The organism is Streptomyces sp. NPDC002640 (assembly GCF_053592575.1).
The window spans coordinates 190,631-213,048 of record NZ_JBSFVZ010000014.1 but is presented as its reverse complement, the minus strand read 5'-3'; the positions used below and the strand labels follow the sequence as shown (position 1 = coordinate 213,048).

Here is a 22,418-nt window from a genome sequence, read left to right as displayed (position 1 = left end):
GGCGGCGGCGGTGCCGATCGCGTTCGGGACGGCGTATTACGCGTTGGTGGATCTGGCGGGGCTGGGTGCGGGTGAGTCGGTGCTGGTGCATGCGGCTGCCGGTGGTGTGGGGATGGCGGCGGTGCAGTTGGCGCGGGTGTTGGGGGCGGAGGTGTTCGGGACGGCGTCGCCTGCGAAGTGGGGGGTGACGGGTCTGCCGGTGGATCGTTTGGCGTCGTCGCGTGATGTGTTGTTCGAGGGGGTGTTCCGGGAGCGGACCGGTGGGCGTGGTGTGGATGTGGTGCTGAACGCGTTGGCGGGTGAGTTCGTGGACGCGTCGGCGCGGTTGCTGGCGCCGGGTGGGCGGTTCGTGGAGATGGGGAAGGCGGATGTGCGTGATCCGGGTTCCCTCGGCTGTGTGTACCGGGCGTTCGATCTGGGGGAGGCGGGGCCGGAGCGGATCGGGGAGATTCTCCGTGAGGTGCTGCGGTTGTTCGCGGAGGGTGTGCTGGTGCTGCCGCCGGTGCGGGTGTTCGACGTGCGGCGGGCTGCGGACGCTTTCCGGTTCGTGAGTCAGGCGCGTCATGTGGGCAAGGTCGTGCTGACGGTTCCGGGTGGGTGGGATGCGGAGGGCACGGTCCTGGTCACGGGTGGCACGGGCGCACTCGGCGCCCTCACCGCCCGCCACCTCGCCGCACGCGGCAGCCGCAGCCTCCTCCTGCTGAGCCGCAGCGGCCCCGACGCCCCCGGCGCCGCCGAGCTGGCGGCCGACCTGCGGGCCGCCGGAGCCGAGGCCGAGATCGTGGCCTGCGACATCACCGACCCCGAGGCGCTGGCCGACGCGGTGCGCGGCCGGCACATCTCCTCCGTGTTCCACGTCGCGGGCGTCCTCGACGACGGTGTGGCCACCGCCCTCACCCCCGACCGTGTCGCCCCGGTGCTCGCGGCCAAGGTCACGGCCGCCCGCCACCTGCACCGACTGCTGCACGACGTCGAGGAGTTCGTCCTCTACTCGTCCGTCTCGGCGACGCTGGGCACCCCCGGGCAGGGCAACTACGCGGCGGCCAACGCCTACCTCGACGCCCTCGCCCGGCACCGGCACGTCCGCGGACTGCCCGCCCTCTCCCTGGCCTGGGGGCCGTGGGACGTGGGCGCGGGCATGACCGGCGTCCTCAGCGACGCCGACCGGGAACGCGCCGCGCGTTCCGGTCTCCCGCCGACGACCGCCGAGGAGGGCACGGCCCTGCTCGACGCGGCGCTGGCCGGGGCCGACCCCGCCGTGCTGCCGGGCGCCGTGGACGTCGCCGGGTTCACCGGCCGGCCCGAGGTGCCCCACCTGCTGCGCGGCCTGGTCCGCGGCCCGCGGCGCGCCGCGGCCGCCCGGGCCGGCGAGACCGGCTTCGCCGACCAGGTCCGCGCCCTGCCGGCGGACGAACGCGCGCGGGTCCTGCTGGAACGCGTCCGGGCGGAGGCGGCCGCCGTGCTCGGCTTCGCCGCGGCGGACGCCGTGGAGCGGGACCGGCCCTTCAAGGAACTCGGGTTCGACTCGCTCACCGCGGTGGAACTGCGCAACCGGCTCGGCGCCGTCACCGGCGTCCGGCTGCCCGCCACCCTCGTATTCGACCACCCCACCCCCGAGGCGCTCGCCGAACGGCTCGGCACCGAACTCGTGCCGCCCGCACGGGGCACGGCGGACACGCTGATGGCCGGGCTGGACGAGCTGGAGGCGGCGCCCCACGAGCTGTCCGCGAGCGACCGCTCCCGCCTGCGGGTCCGGCTGAGCGCCCTCCTCGCCCGGTGGGCGGACGACCACGCCGGCCAGGACCCGGAGGACGACGAGGGACAGGACGCCGACCTGCGGGCCGCCACCGAGGAGGACATCTTCGCCCTCATCGACAGCGAACTGGAGACCCCATAGATCGCACTCGTGATCGAAGGACACCCCTACCGGGTGCCCTCACGTGGATTAGGGGTGCTGGCGGCGCTCCGGTGCGGGGACGATCGGAGGGCCGGCCGAGCCGAGGCCCTCCCTCGGCACCCCCACTCGGTATGCGGAAGAACGACCGCCGTATTCCGGCCTGCCCGAAGGGTGAACTCGCCTATGCGGCAGGTTCGTTGGCAGGATGGCCAGCAGGTTTCCCAGAGGCCCGCGATCCGCCGGGCCGTCCTGAGTCTCCCTGAGAAGGAATGCGGTGGACGACGTAACTCAGCACACGACCATGACCGACACAACCGGCCGGGACTCCGGGAGAGGGGAACCCGCCTTCCGTCTGGAAGGCCTGCACAAGGTCTTCGGGGACTACACGGCCGCGAACCAGGTGGACCTCACCGTGCGGCCCGGCTCCTTCTACGGACTCGTCGGACCGAACGGCGCCGGAAAGACCACCACCCTCTCGATGGCCGTCGGCCTGCTCCGGCCCGACGCGGGCACCGCCCGGGTGCACGGCGTCGACATCTGGCAGGAGCCCCTGGAGGCCCGCCGCCTGCTGGGAGTACTGCCCGACGGGCTGGCCATGCCCGAACGGCTGACCGGCCGCGAACTCCTCACTTATCTGGGCCAGTTGCACGGCATCGCCGCCGACGAGGCGGACCGCCGAGCCGACGAGCTGCTCGCCGTGATGGAACTCGACGGCTCCGCCGAACGCACCCTGGTGGTGGACTACTCCACCGGTATGCGCAAGAAGGTCGGCCTGGCCACGGCCCTGCTGCACGCCCCCAAGATGCTGGTGCTCGACGAGCCCTTCGAGGCGGTCGACCCGGTCTCCGCCGCCACCATCAAGCGGATCCTGCGGCGCTTCGTCGACCACGGCGGCTCGGTGCTGATCTCCAGCCACGTCATGGCGCTCGTCGAGGAACTCTGCGACACCGTCGGCGTGATGGCCCGGGGCCGCGTCGTCGCCGAGGGACCCCTGGACGAGGTGCGCGGCGGACGCTCCCTCGAGGAGACCTTCGTCGACCTGGTCGGCGTGACCATCGGCGGCGGGGAGGGGCTGTCGTGGTTGGCGTCCTGATCCGCATGAAACTGGCGGTGCTGCGTCACAGCACGTCGGACTCGAAGATGGCGATGAACAGCCTCGGCTGGTCCGTCGGCATCTGCCTCGCCGTCACCACCGTCATCCTCGCCTTCCTCGACTTCTCCCAGCCGCGGATGCTGATGGACGTGCTCGCGGTGACGTTCGCGCTCTGGGCGCTGGGCTGGATCGTCGGCCCGATCTTCGCCGGCGAACCCCCGCTGAACGGCGAGCACTTCCACCGTCAGCCGATCCCGCGCCGCACCCTGGCCATGGGCCTGCTCGCCGCCGCCATGGTCGCCGTCACCACCGCCGTCACCGTGGTGGCGTTCGGGGCGACCATCGCCTTCGCGGCCCGGCTCAGCTGGCAGGCCGTCGTGGTGTCGGTGCCCGCGGTGGTGCTGCTCCTGCTGCTGGTGGTGCTGCTGTCACGGGTGGTCACCCTGCTGTTCCGCGCCCTGTCCCGGTCGCGGACGGGCGGCGTGATCACCGCGACGGTCACCGCCGCGATCGTCTCGCTGTGCTCGTTCTCCTGGGTCCTGATGATCGGGATCTACCTGCTGCTGGAGTACGGCTTCCCGCCCACCTTCTCCACCGTGGTGCGGGCCCTGCCGTCCAGCTGGGGGCTGCTCGCCGTCGAGGCGGCCGGACGCGGGGACTGGCTGTGGACGGCGGCGCCGCTGGCCGCGCTGGCCGTCCTGGTGGCGGCGCTGTTCGCCGCCTGGACGGCGCTGCTGGGACCGCAGCGGCTGGCCCGCCCGGTCGTCCGGGGTTCCAGCGCGCGCGACGCCGTGCGGCGCCGCCCGCTGTTCCGCAGCGACGTGGGCGTGATCTGCCTCAAGGAGCTGCGCACCTGGTGGCGCGACCCCATGCGCACCCAGAGCATCGTCCTCGGCCCGGCCTTCGCGGTCATCACCGCGCTGTTCCCGCTGATCTTCGACTTCACCGCCGCGTTCCCGTTCGTCGGGGCGGCCGGAGCGCTGATGGCCGCCGCGACCTGCGCCAACCTCTACGGCCAGGACGGCACCGCGCTCTGGCTGACCCTCACGGTGCCCGGCAAGGAGAAGGCCGACGTCCGCGCCCGCCAGCTCGCCTGGCTGATCGTCTTCGGCCCGCTCACGCTGCTGCTGACGCTCGCCGGATCCCTGCTGCACGGCGACACCGCCCTGCTGCCCTGGGCGCTCGCCGGCAACCTCGCCGCGCTGGGCGGCGGCTCCGGCCTGCTGATCTGGGCCTCCGTCGCGGTCCTCGTCCCGGGCCCGGACCCGCACCGGAGCAAGAACTCGCCGATGGACCACGGCGACGTCACCGGTCAGTCGTTCATGATGTTCTTCCTGGTCGCGCTCGCCATGTGCCCGGCACTCGGCGTCGCCTGGGCGGGCCACGCCCTGGACCGGCCCGCGCTGCTGTGGGCGAGCGTCCCGGTCGCCCTGCTCACCGGCGTGCTCAGCCACGTGCTGCTCGGTTCCGTGGCGGCGCGGAAGCTGCGGGACAACGGCCCGGAGCTGCTGCACCTGATGCGTTCCGGAGCCCCGGCGTCGGCCCCCGCCGACGAGGAGGAGGTGGGCAAGTCCCCGTTCGAGACGATGTCCGCCGGACGCCAGACGCTCATGTGGGCCGCCGCGGCGGTCGGCGTCGTCGGCCTGTTCCCGCAGGGCCTGGTGGCCATGGGCATCAAGCTCAACGGCTCCCCCGACAAGGTCTGGTTCCTCGCGCTCCACGTCCCCGACCCCTGGCAGTGGCCGGTGATCGTCGCGATGGTCCTGATCGGCCTCGCGGGCTTCTGGACGGCCTACCTGGTCTACCGGGCCGAGAAGGCGCGGACCGCCGCCCAGGTGGCCGCGTGAGCCGCGCCGCCCACGCCGGCCGACCCTGAGCCGGCCGTGCGGCCGCCCTCTGGCCAGGTGGTTTAGGGGCGGCTGCACGGCGGCTAGGGGTTGGCCGCTCCGTCGGCCGCTGGCTAGCGTCCGGAGTGCTTCAGTCGAGGAAGCAGCCGGACCACACGGCGGGCGCCCGCGCCCGCCCCGGCCGTCGGCCGGACAGGGTTCCGGTGAAACTCGCGACGTCGAGTGATTCGGGGCATTCATGTCGGATACGTACACCGGTGGTTCCGAGGCCGTAGCGATCATCGGGTACGCGTGCAGGCTGCCCGGCGCACCCGGCCCGGCGGCCCTGTGGGAGCTGCTCGCCACGGGCGCCGACGCCGTCACCGAGACCCCCGCCGACCGCGCGCGCGTCCCCGGCGTCCCCCGCGGCGGATTCGTCGACCACGTCGCCGACTTCGACGCCGCCTTCTTCGGCATCTCCCCCCGCGAGGCCGCCGCCACCGACCCCCAGCAGCGCCTGGCCCTCGAACTCGCCTGGGAGGCGCTGGAGGACGCCCGGAGCATCCCGGCCGACCTGCGGGGCAGCCGCACCGGAGTCTTCCTCGGCGCGATCTGGGACGACTACGCCACCCTCCTGCACCGCGAGGGCGACGACGGCGTCGACCGCCACACCATGCCGGGCCTGCAGCGCGGCGTCATCGCCAACCGCGTCTCCTACACGCTCGGCGTGCACGGCCCCAGCCTGACCGTCGACGCCGGCCAGTCCTCCTCCCTGGTCTCCGTCCACCTCGCCTGCGAGAGCCTGGCGCGAGACGAGTCCGACCTGGCCCTCGCCGGCGGAGTCAGCCTCATCCTTGCGCCCGACAGCACCGTCGCCGCGCTGCGGTTCGGCGGACTCTCCCCGGACGGCCGCTGCTTCACCTTCGACGAACGCGCCAACGGCTTCGTACGCGGCGAGGGCGGCGGCGTCGTCGTCCTCAAGCCGCTCGCCCGCGCCCTCGCCGACGGCGACCGCGTCCACGCCGTCGTCCACGGCAGCGCCGTCAACAACGACGGCGGCGGCCCCAGCCTCACCGCGCCCAGCGCCGCGGCCCAGGAAGCCGTCGTCCGCGCCGCCCACGCCCGCGCGGGCATCGCCCCGGACGCCGTCGGCTACGTCGAACTGCACGGCACCGGCACCCCGGTCGGCGACCCCGTCGAGGCCGCGGCCCTCGGCGCGGCCCTCGGCGCCGCGCGCACCACACCGCTGCCCGTCGGCTCGGTCAAGACCAACATCGGGCACCTGGAGGGCGCAGCGGGTGTCGCCGGCCTGCTGAAGGCCGTGCTCACCGTCGAGCGGGGCCTCGTGCCGCCCAGCCTCAACTTCCGTTCCGCGCCGGCCGGCATCCCCCTGGAGCGGCTCAACCTGCGGGTGCAGACCGAGACCGGCGCGCTGGGCGGCGAAGGCTTCGCCGGCGTCAGCTCCTTCGGCATGGGCGGCACCAACTGCCACCTGGTACTCGGCCCCGCCCCGGCTTCTGCCTCTGCCCCGGCCCCGGCTTCTGCCTCTGCCCCGGCTTCTGCTTCTGCCTCTGCCTCCGCCCCTGCCACCGCCACGACGGTTCGGCCGGCCGCCGCCTCCCCGGCGCCCGCCGCGGCCGCCGCGTCCGCCGCCGGCGGTGACGCGCTGCCCACGCCGGTGGTGGTCTCCGGCCGTACCGCGCAGGCGCTGCGCGCCCAGGCCGCCCGGCTGAGGGACGCGGTCGAGGAGTCGGACCTGGCCGTCGCCGACGTGGCGCACTCGCTCACCGCCACCCGCACCCGCTTCGCCCGCACCGCCGTGCTCCTCGCCGAGGACCGCGAGCAGCTGCTCGCGCAGCTCGGCGCGGTGGCCGCGGGACTGCCCGCGCCCGGCGTCAGTGAGGCCACGGCCCGCACCGGACGCCTGGCCATGCTCTTCTCCGGCCAGGGCTCCCAGTGGCCCGCCATGGCCGCCGGACTCCTCGACGTCGACGAGGTGTTCACCCGGACCGTCCACGCCTGCGAGGCGGCGCTCGCCCCGCACACGGACTTCTCGCTGACGGACGTCCTGCGCGGCGCCGAGGGCGCCCCCACGCTGGACCGGGTCGACGTGGTGCAGCCCGCCCTCTTCGCCGTGATGGTGGCCCTCGCCGAGACCTGGCGGTCCCTCGGCGTCGAGCCGGACGCCGTCGCCGGACACTCCCAGGGGGAGATCGCCGCGGCCTGCGTGGCGGGCGCGCTGTCGCTGGAGGACGCCGCCGCGGTGGTCGCCCTGCGCAGCCGTGCCCTGCGGGCCCTCGCCGGACAGGGCGGCATGCTGTCCGTGCAGGCGGGAGCGGACCGCGTCCGCCGGTGGCTGGACGACACGCCGTCGCTGTCCCTCGCCGCCGACAACGGGCCCGCCGCCGTCGTGGTCTCCGGCCCGGACGGCGACCTCGACGACCTCGCGGCACGGTGCGCGTCGCACGGTGTCGCCACCCGCCGCATACCGGTGGACTACGCCTCCCACTCGGCGCAGGTCGAACGCATCCGCGACGAACTGCTGTCGGCCCTGGCCGGCATCCGGCCCCGCACGTCCGACGTGCCGTTCCTGTCCACCGTCACCGGCGAATGGACCGACACGGCCGGCCTGGACGCCGCCTACTGGTACCGGAACCTGCGCTCCACCGTCGAGTTCGCCGGCGCCGTCCGGCGACTGGCCGAGGAGGACTTCCGCTTCCTCGTCGAGGTCACCCCGCACCCGGTCCTGGTGCCCGCCGTGCGCGACACCCTGGCCGAACTGGACGTGACCGGCACCGCCGTCGTCGGCTCGCTGCGCCGCGGCGAGGGCGGCCCGGCCCGGCTGCTCGCCTCGGGCGCCGAACTGCTCGCCCACGGCCTGGACGTCCGGCTGCCCGCCCCGCCCGGCGAGGTCGTGGACCTGCCCACCTACGCCTTCCAGCGCGAACGCCACTGGCGTCCCGGACCCGCCGCCGAGCAGTGGGACGGCACACGGGCGCCCGACGGGAACACCACCGCGCCCCGGACCGCCACGGACCGGACCACCACGGACCGGACCCCCGCGGCCCCGGCCGCCGTCGGCCCGGAGGACGCGCTGCGCGAGCGGCTGCGCTCCGCCTCCCGGCAGTCCGCCCGCACCACCGTGCTCGAACTGGTCCGCTCCCACGCCGCCGTGGCCGGCGGGTTCGCCGACGCCGCCGCCGTCGACCCGGACCTCACCTTCAAGGACCTCGGGCTCGCCTCCCTGACCCTGGTCGAACTCCGGGACCGGCTCGCCGCCGCCACCGGCCTCACCCTGCCGCCCACCTACCTCTTCGACCGCCCCACCCCCGCCGAGGTCGCCCGCCACCTGTGCGACGCCCTGCGCGGCGAGGACACCGACGGCACGCCGCACGCCACCACCCCCGGACACCGGGCGGACCCCGGCGAACCCGTCGCCATCGTCGCCATGGCCTGCCGCTTCCCCGGCGGCATCGACTCGCCCGCGGCCCTGTGGGACGTCCTGAGCGAGGGCCGTGAGGTGCTCGGCGGCCTCCCCGCCGACCGGGGCTGGCAGCCGTACCTCGACGCACTGGACACCCGGCTCCCCGCCGCCGGCGGGTTCCTGGACGACATCGCGGGCTTCGACGCCGGCCTCTTCGGCATCTCGCCCCGCGAGGCCCAGGCGATGGACCCGCAGCAGCGGCTCCTCCTGGAGACCTCCTGGGAGGCCCTGGAGAGACTCGGCACCGACCCGGCCGCCCTGCGCGGCAGCCGCACCGGCGTCTTCGTCGGCGCCACCGCCATGGACTACGGCCCCCGGATGCACGAGCCCGGCGAGGGCTCCGAGGGCTACCTGCTCACCGGCTCGACCGCGAGCGTGGCCTCCGGCCGCATCGCCTACACCTTCGGGTTCGAGGGCCCGGCCGTGACCGTGGACACCGCGTGCTCCTCCTCGCTGGTGGCACTGCACCTGGCCGCCCAGTCGCTGCGCGCCGGGGAGTGCTCCACCGCCCTCGCGGGCGGCGTCACCCTGATGGCCACCCCCGGTGTCCTCGCCGAGTTCGCCCGCCAGGGCGGCCTCTCGCCCGACGGCCGCTGCAAGGCCTTCGGCGCCGAGGCCGACGGCACCGGCTGGTCCGAAGGCGCCGGCGTGCTGGTCCTGCGCCGCCTGTCCGACGCCCTCGCCGACGGACAGCGCGTCCTCGCCGTGGTCCGCGGCTCCGCCGTCACCTCCGACGGCGCGTCCAACGGTCTCACCGCCCCCAACGGCCTCGCCCAGCAACGCGTCATCCGCGACGCCCTGGCCTCCGCCGGCCTGACCCCCTCCGACGTCGACCTCGTCGAGGCGCACGGCACCGGCACCCGCCTGGGCGACCCCATCGAGGCCCAGGCCCTGCTGGCCACCTACGGCCAGGGCCGGGACCCCGAGCAGCCCGTGTGGCTGGGGTCCGTCAAATCCAACATCGGGCACACGCAGGCCGCCGCCGGTGTGGCCGGCGTGATCAAGGCCGTCATGGCCCTGCGGCACGGTGTCCTGCCCCGCACCCTCCACGCCGACACCCCGTCGCCGCACGTCGACTGGTCGGCGGGCGCGGTGAAGCTGCTCACCGAGAACGTCCCCCTGGCCCCCGCGGACCGGCCCCACCGGGCCGCCGTCTCCTCCTTCGGCATCAGCGGGACCAACGCCCACGCGGTCATCGAGGCGGCGCCCGCACCAGCCGGTCCGGAGGCGGAGCGACCGGCAGCCGGCCCCGCGCTGCCGGTGCTCCTCTCCGGACGCGGTGACACGGCGCTGCGCGCCCAGGCCGCCCGGCTGCGGGCGTTCCTGGACACCGAACCGTCCCTGCCGGTGGCCGCCGTCGCGCGGTCCTCGGCCACCACGCGGTTCACCCTGGACCGCCGCGCGGCCGTGTTCGCCGCCGACCGGGAGGAACTGGCGGCCCGCCTCGACGCGGTGGCCGCCGGCCACGACGCGGCGGGCCTGCTCAGCGGCGTCGCGGCGCCGGGGCGCGTGGGGTTCCTGTTCTCCGGTCAGGGCGCGCAGCGGGTCGGGATGGGGCGTGAGCTGTACGAGGCGTTCCCCGTGTTCGCGGAGGCGTTCGACGCGGTGTGTGCGGGGGTGGAGCTGGAACTGCCGTTGCGGGATGTGGTGTTCGGGGATGACGCGGAGCTGCTGGCGCGGACCGTGTACACGCAGCCCGCGCTCTTCGCGGTCGAGGTGGCGTTGTTCCGGCTGGTCGCGTCGTGGGGTGTGACCCCGGACGTGCTGATCGGCCACTCCATCGGCGAACTCGCCGCCGCGCACTGCGCGGGCGTGCTGTCCCTCGACGACGCGTGCCGGCTGGTGTCGGCGCGTGGGCGGCTGATGGACGCGCTGCCCGAGGGCGGCGCGATGCTCGCCGTCGAGGCTGCCGAGGACGGCCTGCAACTGCCCGAGGGCGTGGACCTGGCGGCCGTGAACGGGCCGACCTCGATCACCGTCTCGGGTGACGCCGACGCGGTCGACGCGTTGGAGCAGCGCCTGCGCGCCGAGGGCGTGCGCGTGAAGCGGCTGACCGTCTCGCATGCGTTCCACTCCCACCTGATGGAGCCGATGCAGGCGGAGTTCGCAGCCGTCGCCGCGTCGCTGACCTACCACGCCCCGGCGATCCCCGTGGTGGCCACGGCCCCCGGCGACATCGCCACCCCGGACTACTGGGTGGGCCAGATCCGCGAGCCCGTCCGCTTCGCCGACGCCGTCGCCTCCCTCACCGACACCCGGACCTTCCTCGAACTCGGCCCGGACGGCACCCTGTCCGCCCTCGTCCCGCTCGTCTCCGACGACGCCGCCGCCGTGCCGCTCCTGCGCCGTGACCAGGACGCGGCCGCGTCGGCGCTCAGCGCCGTCGCCGCGCTGTGGACGCGGGGCGTCGCCCCCGACTGGGCGGCCGTCGCCGGTCCGGACGGAAGCCACCCCGTCGAGCTGCCGGCCTACGCCTTCCAGCACGAGCGCTACTGGACCTCCCATGCCCCCGCCACCACCGCACTGGCCGTCGCCGGCCTCGCCGTGGCCGATCACCCGCTGCTGGGCGCCGAGGTGCCGCTGGCGGGCGACGGCGGGCAGGTCTGGACCGGCGTCGTCGGGCTCGCCACCCACCCCTGGCTGGCCGACCACGTCGTGCACGGCCGCGTCGTGCTGCCCGGCACCGCCTACGTCGACCTCGCCCTCCACGCGGGGCGGCAGGCCGGACTGCCCGGGCTCGCCGAACTGATCGTGCACGAGCCCCTGGTCCTGCCCGAGCGGGGCGGCCGCCAGCTCCAGATGACCGTGACCGGGCACACCGTCGAGATCCACAGCCGCCCCGACGGCGACACCGGGGCGCGCTGGACCACCCATGCCGTCGGCACCCTGGAGCCGGACCGCCCGGCCCGGGAGGACGCCTCCGGCCCCGACGACGCCTGGCCCCCCGCGTCCCCGGCCGCCGCACCGGAGTACGACGCGCTCGCGTCCGCCGGTCTCGCCTACGGCCCCGGCTTCCGCGGCCTGCGCGCCGCCTGGCGCGACGGCGACACCGTGTACGGCGACACCGTGTACGCGGAGGTCGAACTGCCCGAAGGGCCGCAGGCCGTGCTGTACGACGCCGCGCTGCACGCGCTCGGCGCCACCGGGCTGCTCCGCGAGGACGGCTCCGCCCTGCTCCCGTTCGCCTGGTCGGGGGTGACCCGGCACGCCGTCGGAGCCACCGCGCTGCGCGTCACCCTGACCCGCCGCGGCCCCGACGAGTACGCGGTGCGGCTCGCCGACCCGGCCGGCCGGCCGGTCCTGACGGCGCGTTCCCTGGCGTTCCGGCCCGTGACCGCCGACCGGCTGGGCGACGCGTCCACGGGCGTGCTCCACCGCATCGACTGGACGCCCGCCGCCGAGGGCGAGGAAGAGCGCGAGACGCCGCTGGCGGCGCTGCCCGTGGGCACCGCCGATCTCCTCGACACGGTCGCGGGGGTGGCCCGTTTCCCCGGCCTGGAGGCCTGGGCCGGGCAGGGCGCCCTCCCGGGCGACGTCCTCGCCTGCGTGGGCTCCGGCCCGGAGCCGGACGAGTCGGGCGCCGACCTCGCGCGGCGCACCCACGACACGGTCGACGCCGTCCTCGCCCTGCTGCGCGACTGGGCGGACGACGAGCGGTTCACCGCCACCCGCCTGGTCGTCGTCACCCGGAACGCCGTGGCCACCGCCGACGGCGAGACGGTCGACCCGGCCGCCGCGGCGGTCTGGGGCCTGGTGCGTTCCGCGCAGACCGAACACCCGGGCCGCTTCGGCCTGGTTGACCTGGACGGCACGCCCGCGTCGGCCTCGGCGCTCGCCGGCGGCCTGCCCGGCGACACCCCGCAGACCGCCCTCCGTTCCGGCACCCCGCTGACTCCCCGCGCGGCGCGGCTGCGTGGCGGCACCACGCCGACGTGGGGCCCCCGCGACACGGTCCTGATCACCGGCGGCACCGGAGCGCTCGGCGCCCGCGTCGCCCGCCACCTGGCCGCCGTGCACGGGGTCGCGGGGCTGGTCCTGCTCACCCGGCGCGGCCCCGACGCGCCGGGCGCCGGCGAACTGGTCGCCGAGCTCACGGCCCACGGCGTCACCGCGACGGTCGTCGCCGGCGACGCCGCCGACCGGCGCGTCCTCGACCGCGTCCTCGCCGACCACCCCGTCACCTCCGTCGTCCACACCGCGGGCGTCCTCGACGACGGCCTGATCACCTCGCTCACCGCCGAACGCGTCGCCGCCGTCCTGCGGCCCAAGACCGAGGCGGCGGCGCTCCTCGACGAGGCGACCCGCGACCTCGGCCTGACCTCCTTCGTGCTGTTCTCGTCCGTGGCCGCCTCCTTCGGCACCGCGGGCCAGGCCTCCTACGCCGCCGCCAACGCCTTCCTCGACGGCCTCGCCGCCCGCCGCCGTGCCGAAGGGCTGCCCGCCCTCTCGGTGGGCTGGGGGCTGTGGGGCGGGGCCGGAGGCATGGCCGACGGCCTCGGCGCGGCGGACCGGGCCCGCTTCGCCGCCCTGGGCGGCGCCCTCGAACCGGACCAGGGCGTGCGGCTGCTCGACGCGGCCGCCACCGCCGGGCCCGCCCACGTCCTGGCCATGGCCGCCGAGCCCGTCCCCGACGCGACCACCACCACGCCGCTGCTGCGTCACCTGGTCCGCCCCGAGCTCCGCCCGGCCGCGTCCGCCGCGTCCGCCGCGGACCCCGGCGGCCTCACCGCACTGCCGGAACGCGAGCGGGCACGCGCCGTCGAGGAACTGGTGCGGACCACGGTCACGGCCGTCCTGGGACACCCCTCCGGCACGCGCCTGGACCCCGACCGGACCTTCAAGGACCTCGGGTTCGACTCCCTCACCGGCGTCGAGCTCCGCAACCGGCTGGCCGCCGCCACCGGGCTGCGGCTGGCCGCCACCCTCGTCTTCTCCCACCCCAGCCCCGCCGCGCTCTCCGCCCACCTCCTGCAGGAACTGGGCGGAGCCGCGACCACCACCGCCGCGACCGGTACCGTCGCGCCGCGCCCCCGGCGCACCGCCACGGCGGACGAGCCGATCGCCATCGTCGCGATGAGCTGCCGCTACCCGGGCGGCGTGGACAGCCCCGAGGAACTCTGGCGCATGGTCCGCGAGGGCCGCGACGGCATCACCGGCTTCCCCACCGACCGGGGCTGGGACCTGGGCCGCCTCCACGACCCCGACCCGTCCCGCCCCGGCACCACCTACGCACGGCACGGCGGCTTCCTGCACGACGCCGCCGCGTTCGACGCCGGGCTCTTCGGCGTCTCCCCGCGCGAGGCGCTCGCCATGGACCCGCAGCAGCGGCTCCTGCTGGAACTCTCCTGGGAGACCTTCGAACGCGCCGGCATCGACCCGGTCACCCTGCGCGGCAGCGAGACCGGCGTCTTCGCCGGCGTCATGTACCACGACTACGCCGCCGCGGCCGAGACCCTGCACGAGACCGAGGGCTACCGGGCCACCGGCGGAGCGGGCAGCGTGGTGTCCGGCCGGATCTCCTACACCTACGGGCTCGAGGGCCCGGCCGTCACCGTGGACACGGCCTGCTCGTCGTCCCTGGTCGCCCTGCACCTGGCCGCGCGGTCGCTGCGGGCCGGCGAGTGCTCGCTGGCCCTCGTCGGCGGCGTCACCGTGATGTCCACGCCCAGTGTCTTCGTGGACTTCAGCAAGCAGCGCGGCCTCGCCCCCGACGGCCGCTGCAAGTCCTTCTCGGCCGACGCGGACGGCACCGGCTGGTCCGAGGGCGCCGGCATGCTGCTCGTCGAGCGGCTCTCCGACGCCGTGCGCAACGGCCACCGGGTGCTGGCCCTGGTCCGCGGTTCCGCCGTCAACCAGGACGGGGCCTCCAACGGCCTCACCGCACCGCACGGCCCCTCCCAGGAGCGCGTCATCCGGGCGGCGCTCGCCGACGCCGGCCTCACCCCCGGCGACGTGGACATGGTCGAGGCGCACGGCACCGGCACCAAACTCGGCGACCCGGTCGAGGCGGAGGCGCTGCTGGCGACCTACGGACGGGACCGGAACCCCGACCAGCCGCTGTGGCTGGGGTCGTTGAAGTCCAACATCGGGCACACCCAGGCCGCCGCGGGCGTCGGCGGCATCATCAAGACGGTGATGGCGCTGCGGCACGGCGTGCTGCCCCGCACCCTGCACGCCGACGTGCCGTCGCCCCACGTCGACTGGTCGGCGGGCGCCGTGGAACTGCTCGCCGAGGAGCGCCCCTGGCCGCAGACCGGACGGCCCCGGCGCGCGGCGGTCTCGTCCTTCGGGATCAGCGGCACCAACGCGCACACCATGATCGAGCAGGCGCCGGCCGAACCCGTCACCGGTGAACCGGTGCCGCGTGACCCGGACACGCTGATCCCCTGGGTGCTGAGCGGAGCCACGCCCGAGGCCCTGCGCGCCCAGGCGGCCCGGCTGCGGTCCGCGGCCGAGTCCGAGGACCCGGTCGACGTCGGGCTCTCGCTCGCGACCCGGCGCACGGCCCTGGAACACCGGGCGGTCGTCCTCGGGGCGGGCCGCGACGAACTCCTCGGCCACCTGGACGAGCTCGCGGTGGGACGCGGCAACGCGCCGACCGGCGTCGCGGTGTCCGGACGCACCGGGTTCCTGTTCTCGGGCCAGGGCGCGCAGCGCGTCGGGATGGGGCGTGAGCTGTACGAGGCGTTCCCCGTCTTCGCGGAGGCGTTCGACGCGGTGTGCGCGCGGGTCGACCTCGAACTGCCGTTGCGTGATGTGGTGTTCGGGGACGACGCGGAGCTGTTGGCGCGGACCGTGTACACGCAGCCCGCGCTCTTCGCGGTCGAGGTGGCGCTGTTCCGGCTGGTGGAGTCCTGGGGTGTTGTCCCGGACGTGCTGGTCGGCCACTCCATCGGTGAACTCGCCGCAGCGCACTGCGCGGGCGTGCTGTCCCTGGACGACGCGTGCCGGCTGGTGTCGGCGCGCGGCCGGCTGATGGAAGCGCTGCCGTCCGGCGGCGCGATGCTCGCCGTCGAGGCCCCCGAAGAGCTGGAGCTGCCCGAGGGCGTGGACCTGGCGGCCGTCAACGGGCCGACCTCGATCACCGTCTCCGGTGACGCGGCGGCGATCGACGCGCTGGAGCAACGGCTCCGTGCCGAGGCTGTGCGCGTGAAGCGGCTGACCGTCTCGCACGCGTTCCACTCGCGCCTCATGGAGCCGATGCTCGACGAGTTCGCCGCCGTCGCGGAGTCGCTGACCTACCACGCACCGGCGGTCCCGGTCGTGACCACGGCTCCCGGTGACCTCGCCACCCCGGACTACTGGGTCGGCCAGATCCGTGAGCCCGTCCGCTTCGCCGACGCGATCACCTCCCTCACCGACACCCGGGTCTTCCTCGAACTCGGCCCCGACGGAACCCTCTCCGCCCTGGTCCCGCACATCACCGAGGACGCCACCGCCGTCCCCGCCCTGCGCTCCGACCAGGGGGAGCACGGCAGGCTGCTGCGCGCCGTCGCCGAGGTCCACGTGCGCGGCGCCGCCGTGGCCTGGGAGACGTTCTTCGCGCCGCTCGGGGGCCGCCCCGTCGAGCTGCCGACCTACGCCTTCCAGCACGAGCGCTACTGGCCCGACGCGGTGGCCGACGCCGGTGCCGCGCCCGTCCGCGACGAGGCGGAGGCCGGCTTCTGGACGGCCGTCGCCGGAGGGGACGTCGACCGGCTCGCCGACGCGCTGGGACTGCCCGACGACGACGCCCGGCGCGGACTGGCCGGACTCATGCCGCACCTCTCGTCCTGGCACGACCGCCGGCGCACCGAGGCGACCGTCGGCTCCTGGTACCACCGGGCGGCCTGGCGCCCCGTCACCCCGGCGCCCGCCGTGCTCGACGGCACCTGGCTCCTCGTCGGCACCGACCTCGAGGACGACCGGGGCGCGCGGATCGCCGACGCGCTGCGGCGCGGCGGCGCCACCGTCCTCGGCCTGCCGGACCCCGGCGACGACCGGACCGCCCTCGCCGACCGGCTGCGCTCGTACGGCGAACTGGCCGGCGTCGTCTCGCTGTGCGGAACGGACACCACCGCGCTGCGGAACGGCGGCGCCCTCAGCCGGGGGCTCGCCGCCACCCTCCTGCTCACCCAGGCCTGCGCCGACGCCGACGTGCCGCTCTGGGCCCTCACCCGGGGAGCGGTCTCGACCGGCCGCGCCGACGGACCGCCGGACCCCGCCCAGGCCCAGATCTGGGGCTTCGGCCGCGTCGCCGCCCTGGAACTCCCGCACGTCTGGGGCGGGTTGATCGACCTGCCCGAGACCCTGGACGTCCGCGCCGGGACCCGCCTGTGCGCCGTCCTCGCCGCCGGCCGCGACCGTGACGGCGACGGAGACGTCGAGGACCAGCTGGCGGTCCGGGCCGACGGCGTCTCCGCCCGCCGTCTCGTCGCCGCCCCCACGCCCCCGCCCGCCACCGGCCCCGGACCCCGCACCGACGGCACCGTGCTGGTCACCGGCGGCACCGGCGCGCTCGGCGCCCAGGTGGCCCGGCTGCTCGCCGCACGCGGCCACACCCGGGTGCTGCTCGTCGGCCGACGCGGACCCGACGCCCCCGGCGCGGCCGAGCTGGTCGCCGAACTCGCCGCGGCGGGCACCACCGCCACGGCCGTCGCCTGCGACGCCGCCGACCGCGACGCGCTCGCCGCACTGCTCGCCGGCATCCCCGAGCAGCACCCCCTCACCGCCGTCGTCCACGCCGCCGGCGTCCTCGACGACGGCGTACTGGACGCCCTGACCCCGGACCGCTTCGAGCAGGTCCTCCGCGCCAAGACCCTGGCCGCCGAGAACCTCGACACCCTCTCCGGCGACCTCCCGCTCGACGCCTTCGTCCTCTTCTCGTCCTTCACCGGCGCCGTCGGCACAGCCGGCCAGGCCAACTACGCCGCCGCCAACGCCCACCTCGACGCACTCGCCGAGCGCCGACGCGCCCGCGGGCTGCCCGCCACGTCGATCGGCTACGGGCCGTGGGCCGAGACCGGCATGGCCGAGGACGAGGCCCTCACCCAGCGCCTGCGCCGTTCCGGACTCACCCCCCTCGACCCGGACCTCGCCATCGGCGTCCTCGGCCGGACCCTCGACGGCACGGACGCGACGGCGGACGGCGCGGCCGTCGTCGTCGCGGACGTCGACTGGCGGCGGTTCGCGTCCGGGTTCACCGCGGCGCGCCCCAGCCGCCTGCTCCGCGAACTCGTCCCCTCCGGCCCGCCGGACGAGGCCGGGGACCCGGCCGGAGCCACCGGCCTCGCCGCCCGCCTCGCCGCCGCCGGCGAGGGCGAACGGCGGCGGATCACCGAGGACCTGGTGCGCACCCTCGCCGCCTTCGTGCTCGGCCACGGCACGGCCGCCACCATCGCCCCCGACAAGGCCTTCCGCGACCTGGGCTTCGACTCGCTCACCGCCGTCGAGCTGCGCAACGCCCTGCGGGCGGCCACCGGGCTCCCCCTCCCGGCCGGCCTGATCTTCGACCATCCGACCCCGGCCGCGCTCGCCGCCCGCCTGCGCGCCGAACTCACCGGCGCCGCCGAGGCCGCCGCCCCCGCCGGAGCCCCCGGCCCCTCCGGGTCCGCCGCGGCCGACGACCCCATAGCCGTCGTCGCGATGGGCTGCCGGTTCCCCGGTGCGGCCACCCCGGAGGAGTTCTGGGACCTGCTGACCCAGGGCCTCGACCTGGTGGGCGACCTCCCCGCGGACCGGGGCTGGGACCTGCGCGACGCCCCCGACTTCGCCCGCCGCGGCGCCTTCCTCCCCGACGCCGCCGGATTCGACGCCGACCTCTTCGGCGTCTCCCCGCGCGAGGCGCTCGCCATGGACCCGCAGCAGCGGCTGATGCTGGAGACCTCCTGGGAGACCTTCGAGCGGGCCGGACTGGACCCCGCCACCCTCCAGGGCCGGCGCATCGGCGTCTTCGCGGGCACCAACGGACAGGACTACGCCGGTCTGTTCCCGGCCGTCGGGTCGGGAGTGGAGGGCCACGTGGCCACCGGCAGCGCGGCCAGCGTGCTGTCGGGCCGCATCTCCTACACGTACGGCCTGGAAGGCCCGGCGATCACCGTGGACACGGCGTGCTCGTCGTCCCTGGTCGCGCTGCACCTGGCGGCGCAGTCGCTGCGGTCCGGCGAGTGCTCGATGGCGCTCGCGGGCGGCGTCACGGTCATGACCGGGCCCACCGCCTTCGTCGAGTTCGCCCACCAGCGCGGCCTGGCGGCCGACGGGCGCTGCAAGGCGTTCGCCGCCGACGCCGACGGCACCGGCTGGGGCGAGGGCGTCGGACTGGTGCTGCTGGAGCGGCTGTCGGACGCGCGGGCCAACGGCCGTCAGGTCCTCGGACTGCTGCGGGGCAGCGCGGTCAACCAGGACGGCGCGTCCAACGGCCTCACCGCCCCCAACGGCCCCGCGCAGCAGCGGGTGATCCGCACCGCCCTGGCCTCGGCCAGACTGTGGCCGTCGGAGGTGGACGCCGTGGAGGCACACGGCACCGGCACGCGGCTGGGCGACCCGATCGAGGCGGAGGCACTGCTCGCCACCTACGGCAAGGACCGGACGGAACCCCTCTACCTCGGCTCGGTCAAGTCCAACATCGGGCACACCCAGGCGGCGGCGGGCATCGCCGGCGTCATCAAGATGCTCCTGGCGATGCGGCACGGCGTGCTGCCCCGCACGCTGCACGCGGCGGAGCCGACCCCGGCCGTCGACTGGGACACCGGCAGCCTGCGGCTGCTCGCCGAGGCGACCCCGTGGACGCCACGGGCCGGCCGGCCGCGCCGGGCGGCAGTCTCCTCCTTCGGCATCAGCGGCACCAACGCCCACGTCGTCCTGGAACAGGCCGACGACGCCGTGCCGGCGGCGCCCGACCAGAGCTCCGTGCTGCCCTGGGCCTTCTCGGCCCACTCCGGCACGGCCCTGAACGCCCGGGCGGAGGCGCTGAAGGCGCTGTGCGACACCCCCGGCGCCTCCGCCGTCGCCACCGGCCGGACGCTCGCCACGACCGCACGCGGACAGGCCCACCGCGCCGTCGTACTGGCCGAGGACCTCCCCGGCTACGCCGCCGGTCTGACGGCCCTGACGGCGGACGAACCCGCCGCCGGGACCGTGCGGGGCACCGTGCGCGAGGGCCGCACCGGATTCCTGTTCTCGGGTCAGGGCGCGCAGCGGGTCGGGATGGGGCGTGAGCTGTACGACGCGTTCCCGGTCTTCGCGGACGCCTTCGACGCGGTGTGCGCGCGGGTGGACCTGGACCGGCCGTTGCGTGAGGTGGTGTTCGGGGACGACGGCGAGGCGCTGAACCGGACCGTGTACGCGCAGGCCGGGCTCTTCGCGGTCGAGGTGGCGCTGTTCCGGCTGGTGGAGTCCTGGGGGGTGACCCCGGACGTGCTGGTCGGCCACTCCATCGGCGAGCTGGCCGCCGCGCACTGCGCCGGGGTGCTGTCCCTGGACGACGCCTGTGCCCTCGTCTCGGCGCGCGGCCGGCTGATGGACGCGCTGCCCGAGGGCGGCGCGATGCTCGCCGTCGAGACCGCCGAGGACGGTCTGGAGCTGCCGGAGGGCGTGGACCTGGCGGCCGTGAACGGGCCGACCTCGATCACGGTCTCCGGCGATGCCGCCGCGGTCAATGCACTGGAGGAGCGGCTCCGCTCCGAGGGCGTGCGCGTGAAGCGGCTGACCGTCTCGCACGCGTTCCACTCCCACCTGATGGAGCCCATGCAGGCCGAGTTCGCCGCCGTCGCCGAGTCGCTGACCTACCACGCCCCGACCATCCCCGTCGTCACCACCGCCCCCGGTGACATGGCGACCCCCGACTACTGGGTGGGCCAGATCCGCGAGCCCGTCCGCTTCGCCGACGCCGTCGCCTCCCTCACCGAACACACCCGCTTCCTGGAACTCGGCCCCGCGGGCGCCCTGAGCGCGCTCGTCCCCGGAGCGGTCCCCGCGATGCGCCGCGACCGCCCCGAGGCCGAGTGCCTGTTCGCCGCCCTGGCCCGGCTGTGGGTCGAGGGCACGGACGTGGACCTGGCGGCCGCGTTCCCGGAGGCACCGCCCGTCACCCTGCCTCCCTACCCGTTCCAGCACACCCGTTTCTGGCCCGAGGCGACCCCCGCCGCACACCGCACCGCGCCCGACCGGGGCCGGTACGAGGTGATCTGGACCCCGGTGGCCGAAGGAGCCGCCCGGCCGACCGGCACCTGGCTGCTGGTCACCCCGCCCGGCGCCGACGCCCGAGCCGAAGCGGCCGCCGACCGGGTGGGCCGCGCGCTGGAGGGCGCCGGCGCCCAGGTCGTCGCCGTCCCCGGCGGCACCGACCGCGCCGCCCTCACGGCACGGCTGCGCGCCGCGACGGGGGGGAGCACCCCCGCCGGTGTGCTGGCACTGGCGTCCGGCGCGGGCTGCCTGCCCTCCGTGGTGGTCCTCGCGCAGGCCCTCGACGACGCCGGCGTGCCGGGTCCGCTGTGGTGCGCCACCCAGGGCGCCGTGCGCGTCTCCACCGACGACCCCGGGCCCGACCCGGACCAGGCCGCCGTCTGGGGCTTCGGTCTCACCGCGGCCCTGGAGATGCCCCGCACCTGGGGCGGACTGGTCGACCTGCCCGCCGAGTGGGACGACCGGACCGGCCCACGCCTGACCGCACTGCTCGGGTCCGCGGACCCCGAGGACCAGGCCGCGATCCGCCGGACCGGCGTGCTCGGCCGACGTCTCGTCCAGGACACCCCCCGGCGCGCGGACGGCACGCCCGACGGATGGCGGCCCACCGGCACCGTGCTCGTCACCGGCGGCACCGGCGCGCTCGGCGCGCACACCGCCCGCCGCCTCGCCCGGCAGGGCGCCCCCCATCTGCTGCTCGTCGGGCGCCGCGGCCCGGACGCCCCCGGCGCCGGCGAACTGGCCGCCGAACTGACCGCGCTCGGCAGCCGCGTCACCCTCGCCGCCTGCGACACCGCCGACCGCGACGCGCTCGCGCGGCTGCTCGCCCGCATACCGGAGGACCTGCCGCTCACCGGCGTCGTCCACGCGGCGGGGACGGTGCACGACGGCGTGATCGCCTCGCTCACCCCCGACGGCGTCGCGGACCTCCTGGACGCGCGCCTGGCCGCCGCCCGCCACCTCGACGAGCTGACCGCGGAGCACCGGCTCGACCACTTCGTGCTCTTCACCTCCTTCGCCGGAGTCGTCGGCAACCTCGGGCAGGCCGCCTACGCCGCGGCCAACGCCGCGCTGGACGCCTTCGCCCAGCGGCGCCGTGCGGCCGGACGCGCCACCACCGCCCTCGCGTGGGGCCCGTGGGCCGGTACCGGCGTGGGCGCGGCCACGGCGGCGGGCGAGCAGCAGCAGCGCACCGGAGTGACACCCCTCTCCCCGGACGAGGCCCTCCTCGCGTTCGACGAGGCCCTCGCCGAGGACCGGACCACGGTCTGCGTGGCCGGCATCGACTGGAGCCGCTTCGGTCCGTTGCTGCGGGGCGGGCGCGGCGGGCGGCTGCTCGACCTGCTGCCCGCCGCACCCCGGCCCGCCACGCCCGCCCCCGACGGGCAGGCGCAGGGGCAGGGGCCGGACCTCGCCGAACGGCTCGCCGGGGCGCCGCGTGCCGAACAGGAGCGCGTCCTCGTCGACCTGGTCGTCTCCAGGACCGCCGCCGCGCTCGGCCACCGCACCGCGGCGGCCATCGACCCGGACCGGCAGTTCCGCGCCCTGGGCACCGACTCGGTGATGGCCGTCGAGCTGCGCAACCTGCTCGACGCCGCCACCGGACTGTCCCTGCCCGCGACCCTCGTCTTCGACCACCCGACCCCCGCGGCTCTCGCCGCCCACCTGCGCGGGCGCCTCCTGGGCGAGGACCCGGCCACCGGCCCGGCGGACACGGAGAGCGCCGTCGTCCGGCTGGAGAAGTTCGAGCTCGGGCTCCTCGAGACCCCGCCCGACGCGGAGGAGACGGCCGTCCTGCTCGCCCGGCTCCGCGACCTCACCGACCGGCTCCGCTCCGCGGCGGCCCCCGCCCCGGCCCTGTCCGGGCCCGCGGGCGCCGTCGACGAGATCGATCTGGAGGCGGCGAGCGCGTCCGACCTCTTCGATCTGATCCACAAAGAATTCGGCAAGTCCTGA

The 22,418-nt window shown here is 76.0% G+C and carries 4 protein-coding genes; all 4 read left to right on the top strand.

Annotated elements, in window-relative coordinates:
• Positions 1–112: 112 nt before the first annotated feature.
• The 4 genes from ACWD3O_RS20035 to ACWD3O_RS20020 all read left to right on the top strand — a co-directional run bounded on the left by ACWD3O_RS20035 (position 113) and on the right by ACWD3O_RS20020 (position 22,418).
• The gene (locus tag ACWD3O_RS20035; protein WP_451416803.1) at positions 113–1,897 is read left to right on the top strand and encodes an SDR family NAD(P)-dependent oxidoreductase; all 1,785 of its coding nucleotides are present in this window, start codon (positions 113–115) and stop codon (positions 1,895–1,897) included.
• A 301-nt stretch (positions 1,898–2,198) separates the two neighbouring features.
• Complete coding sequence (locus ACWD3O_RS20030; protein WP_451413650.1) at positions 2,199–2,990, top strand: ABC transporter ATP-binding protein; 792 nt, start codon at positions 2,199–2,201, stop codon at positions 2,988–2,990.
• Positions 2,975–4,837 carry a hypothetical protein gene (locus tag ACWD3O_RS20025; protein WP_451413649.1) on the top strand — a complete coding sequence of 621 codons (1,863 nt, stop codon included), beginning with the start codon at positions 2,975–2,977 and terminating at the stop codon, positions 4,835–4,837. Before ACWD3O_RS20030 ends, ACWD3O_RS20025 begins: the two co-directional genes overlap by 16 nt.
• A gap of 238 nt (positions 4,838–5,075) precedes the next feature.
• Entirely contained in the window at positions 5,076–22,418 is a 17,343-nt protein-coding gene (locus ACWD3O_RS20020; RefSeq protein ID WP_451416799.1) for a type I polyketide synthase, read from the top strand.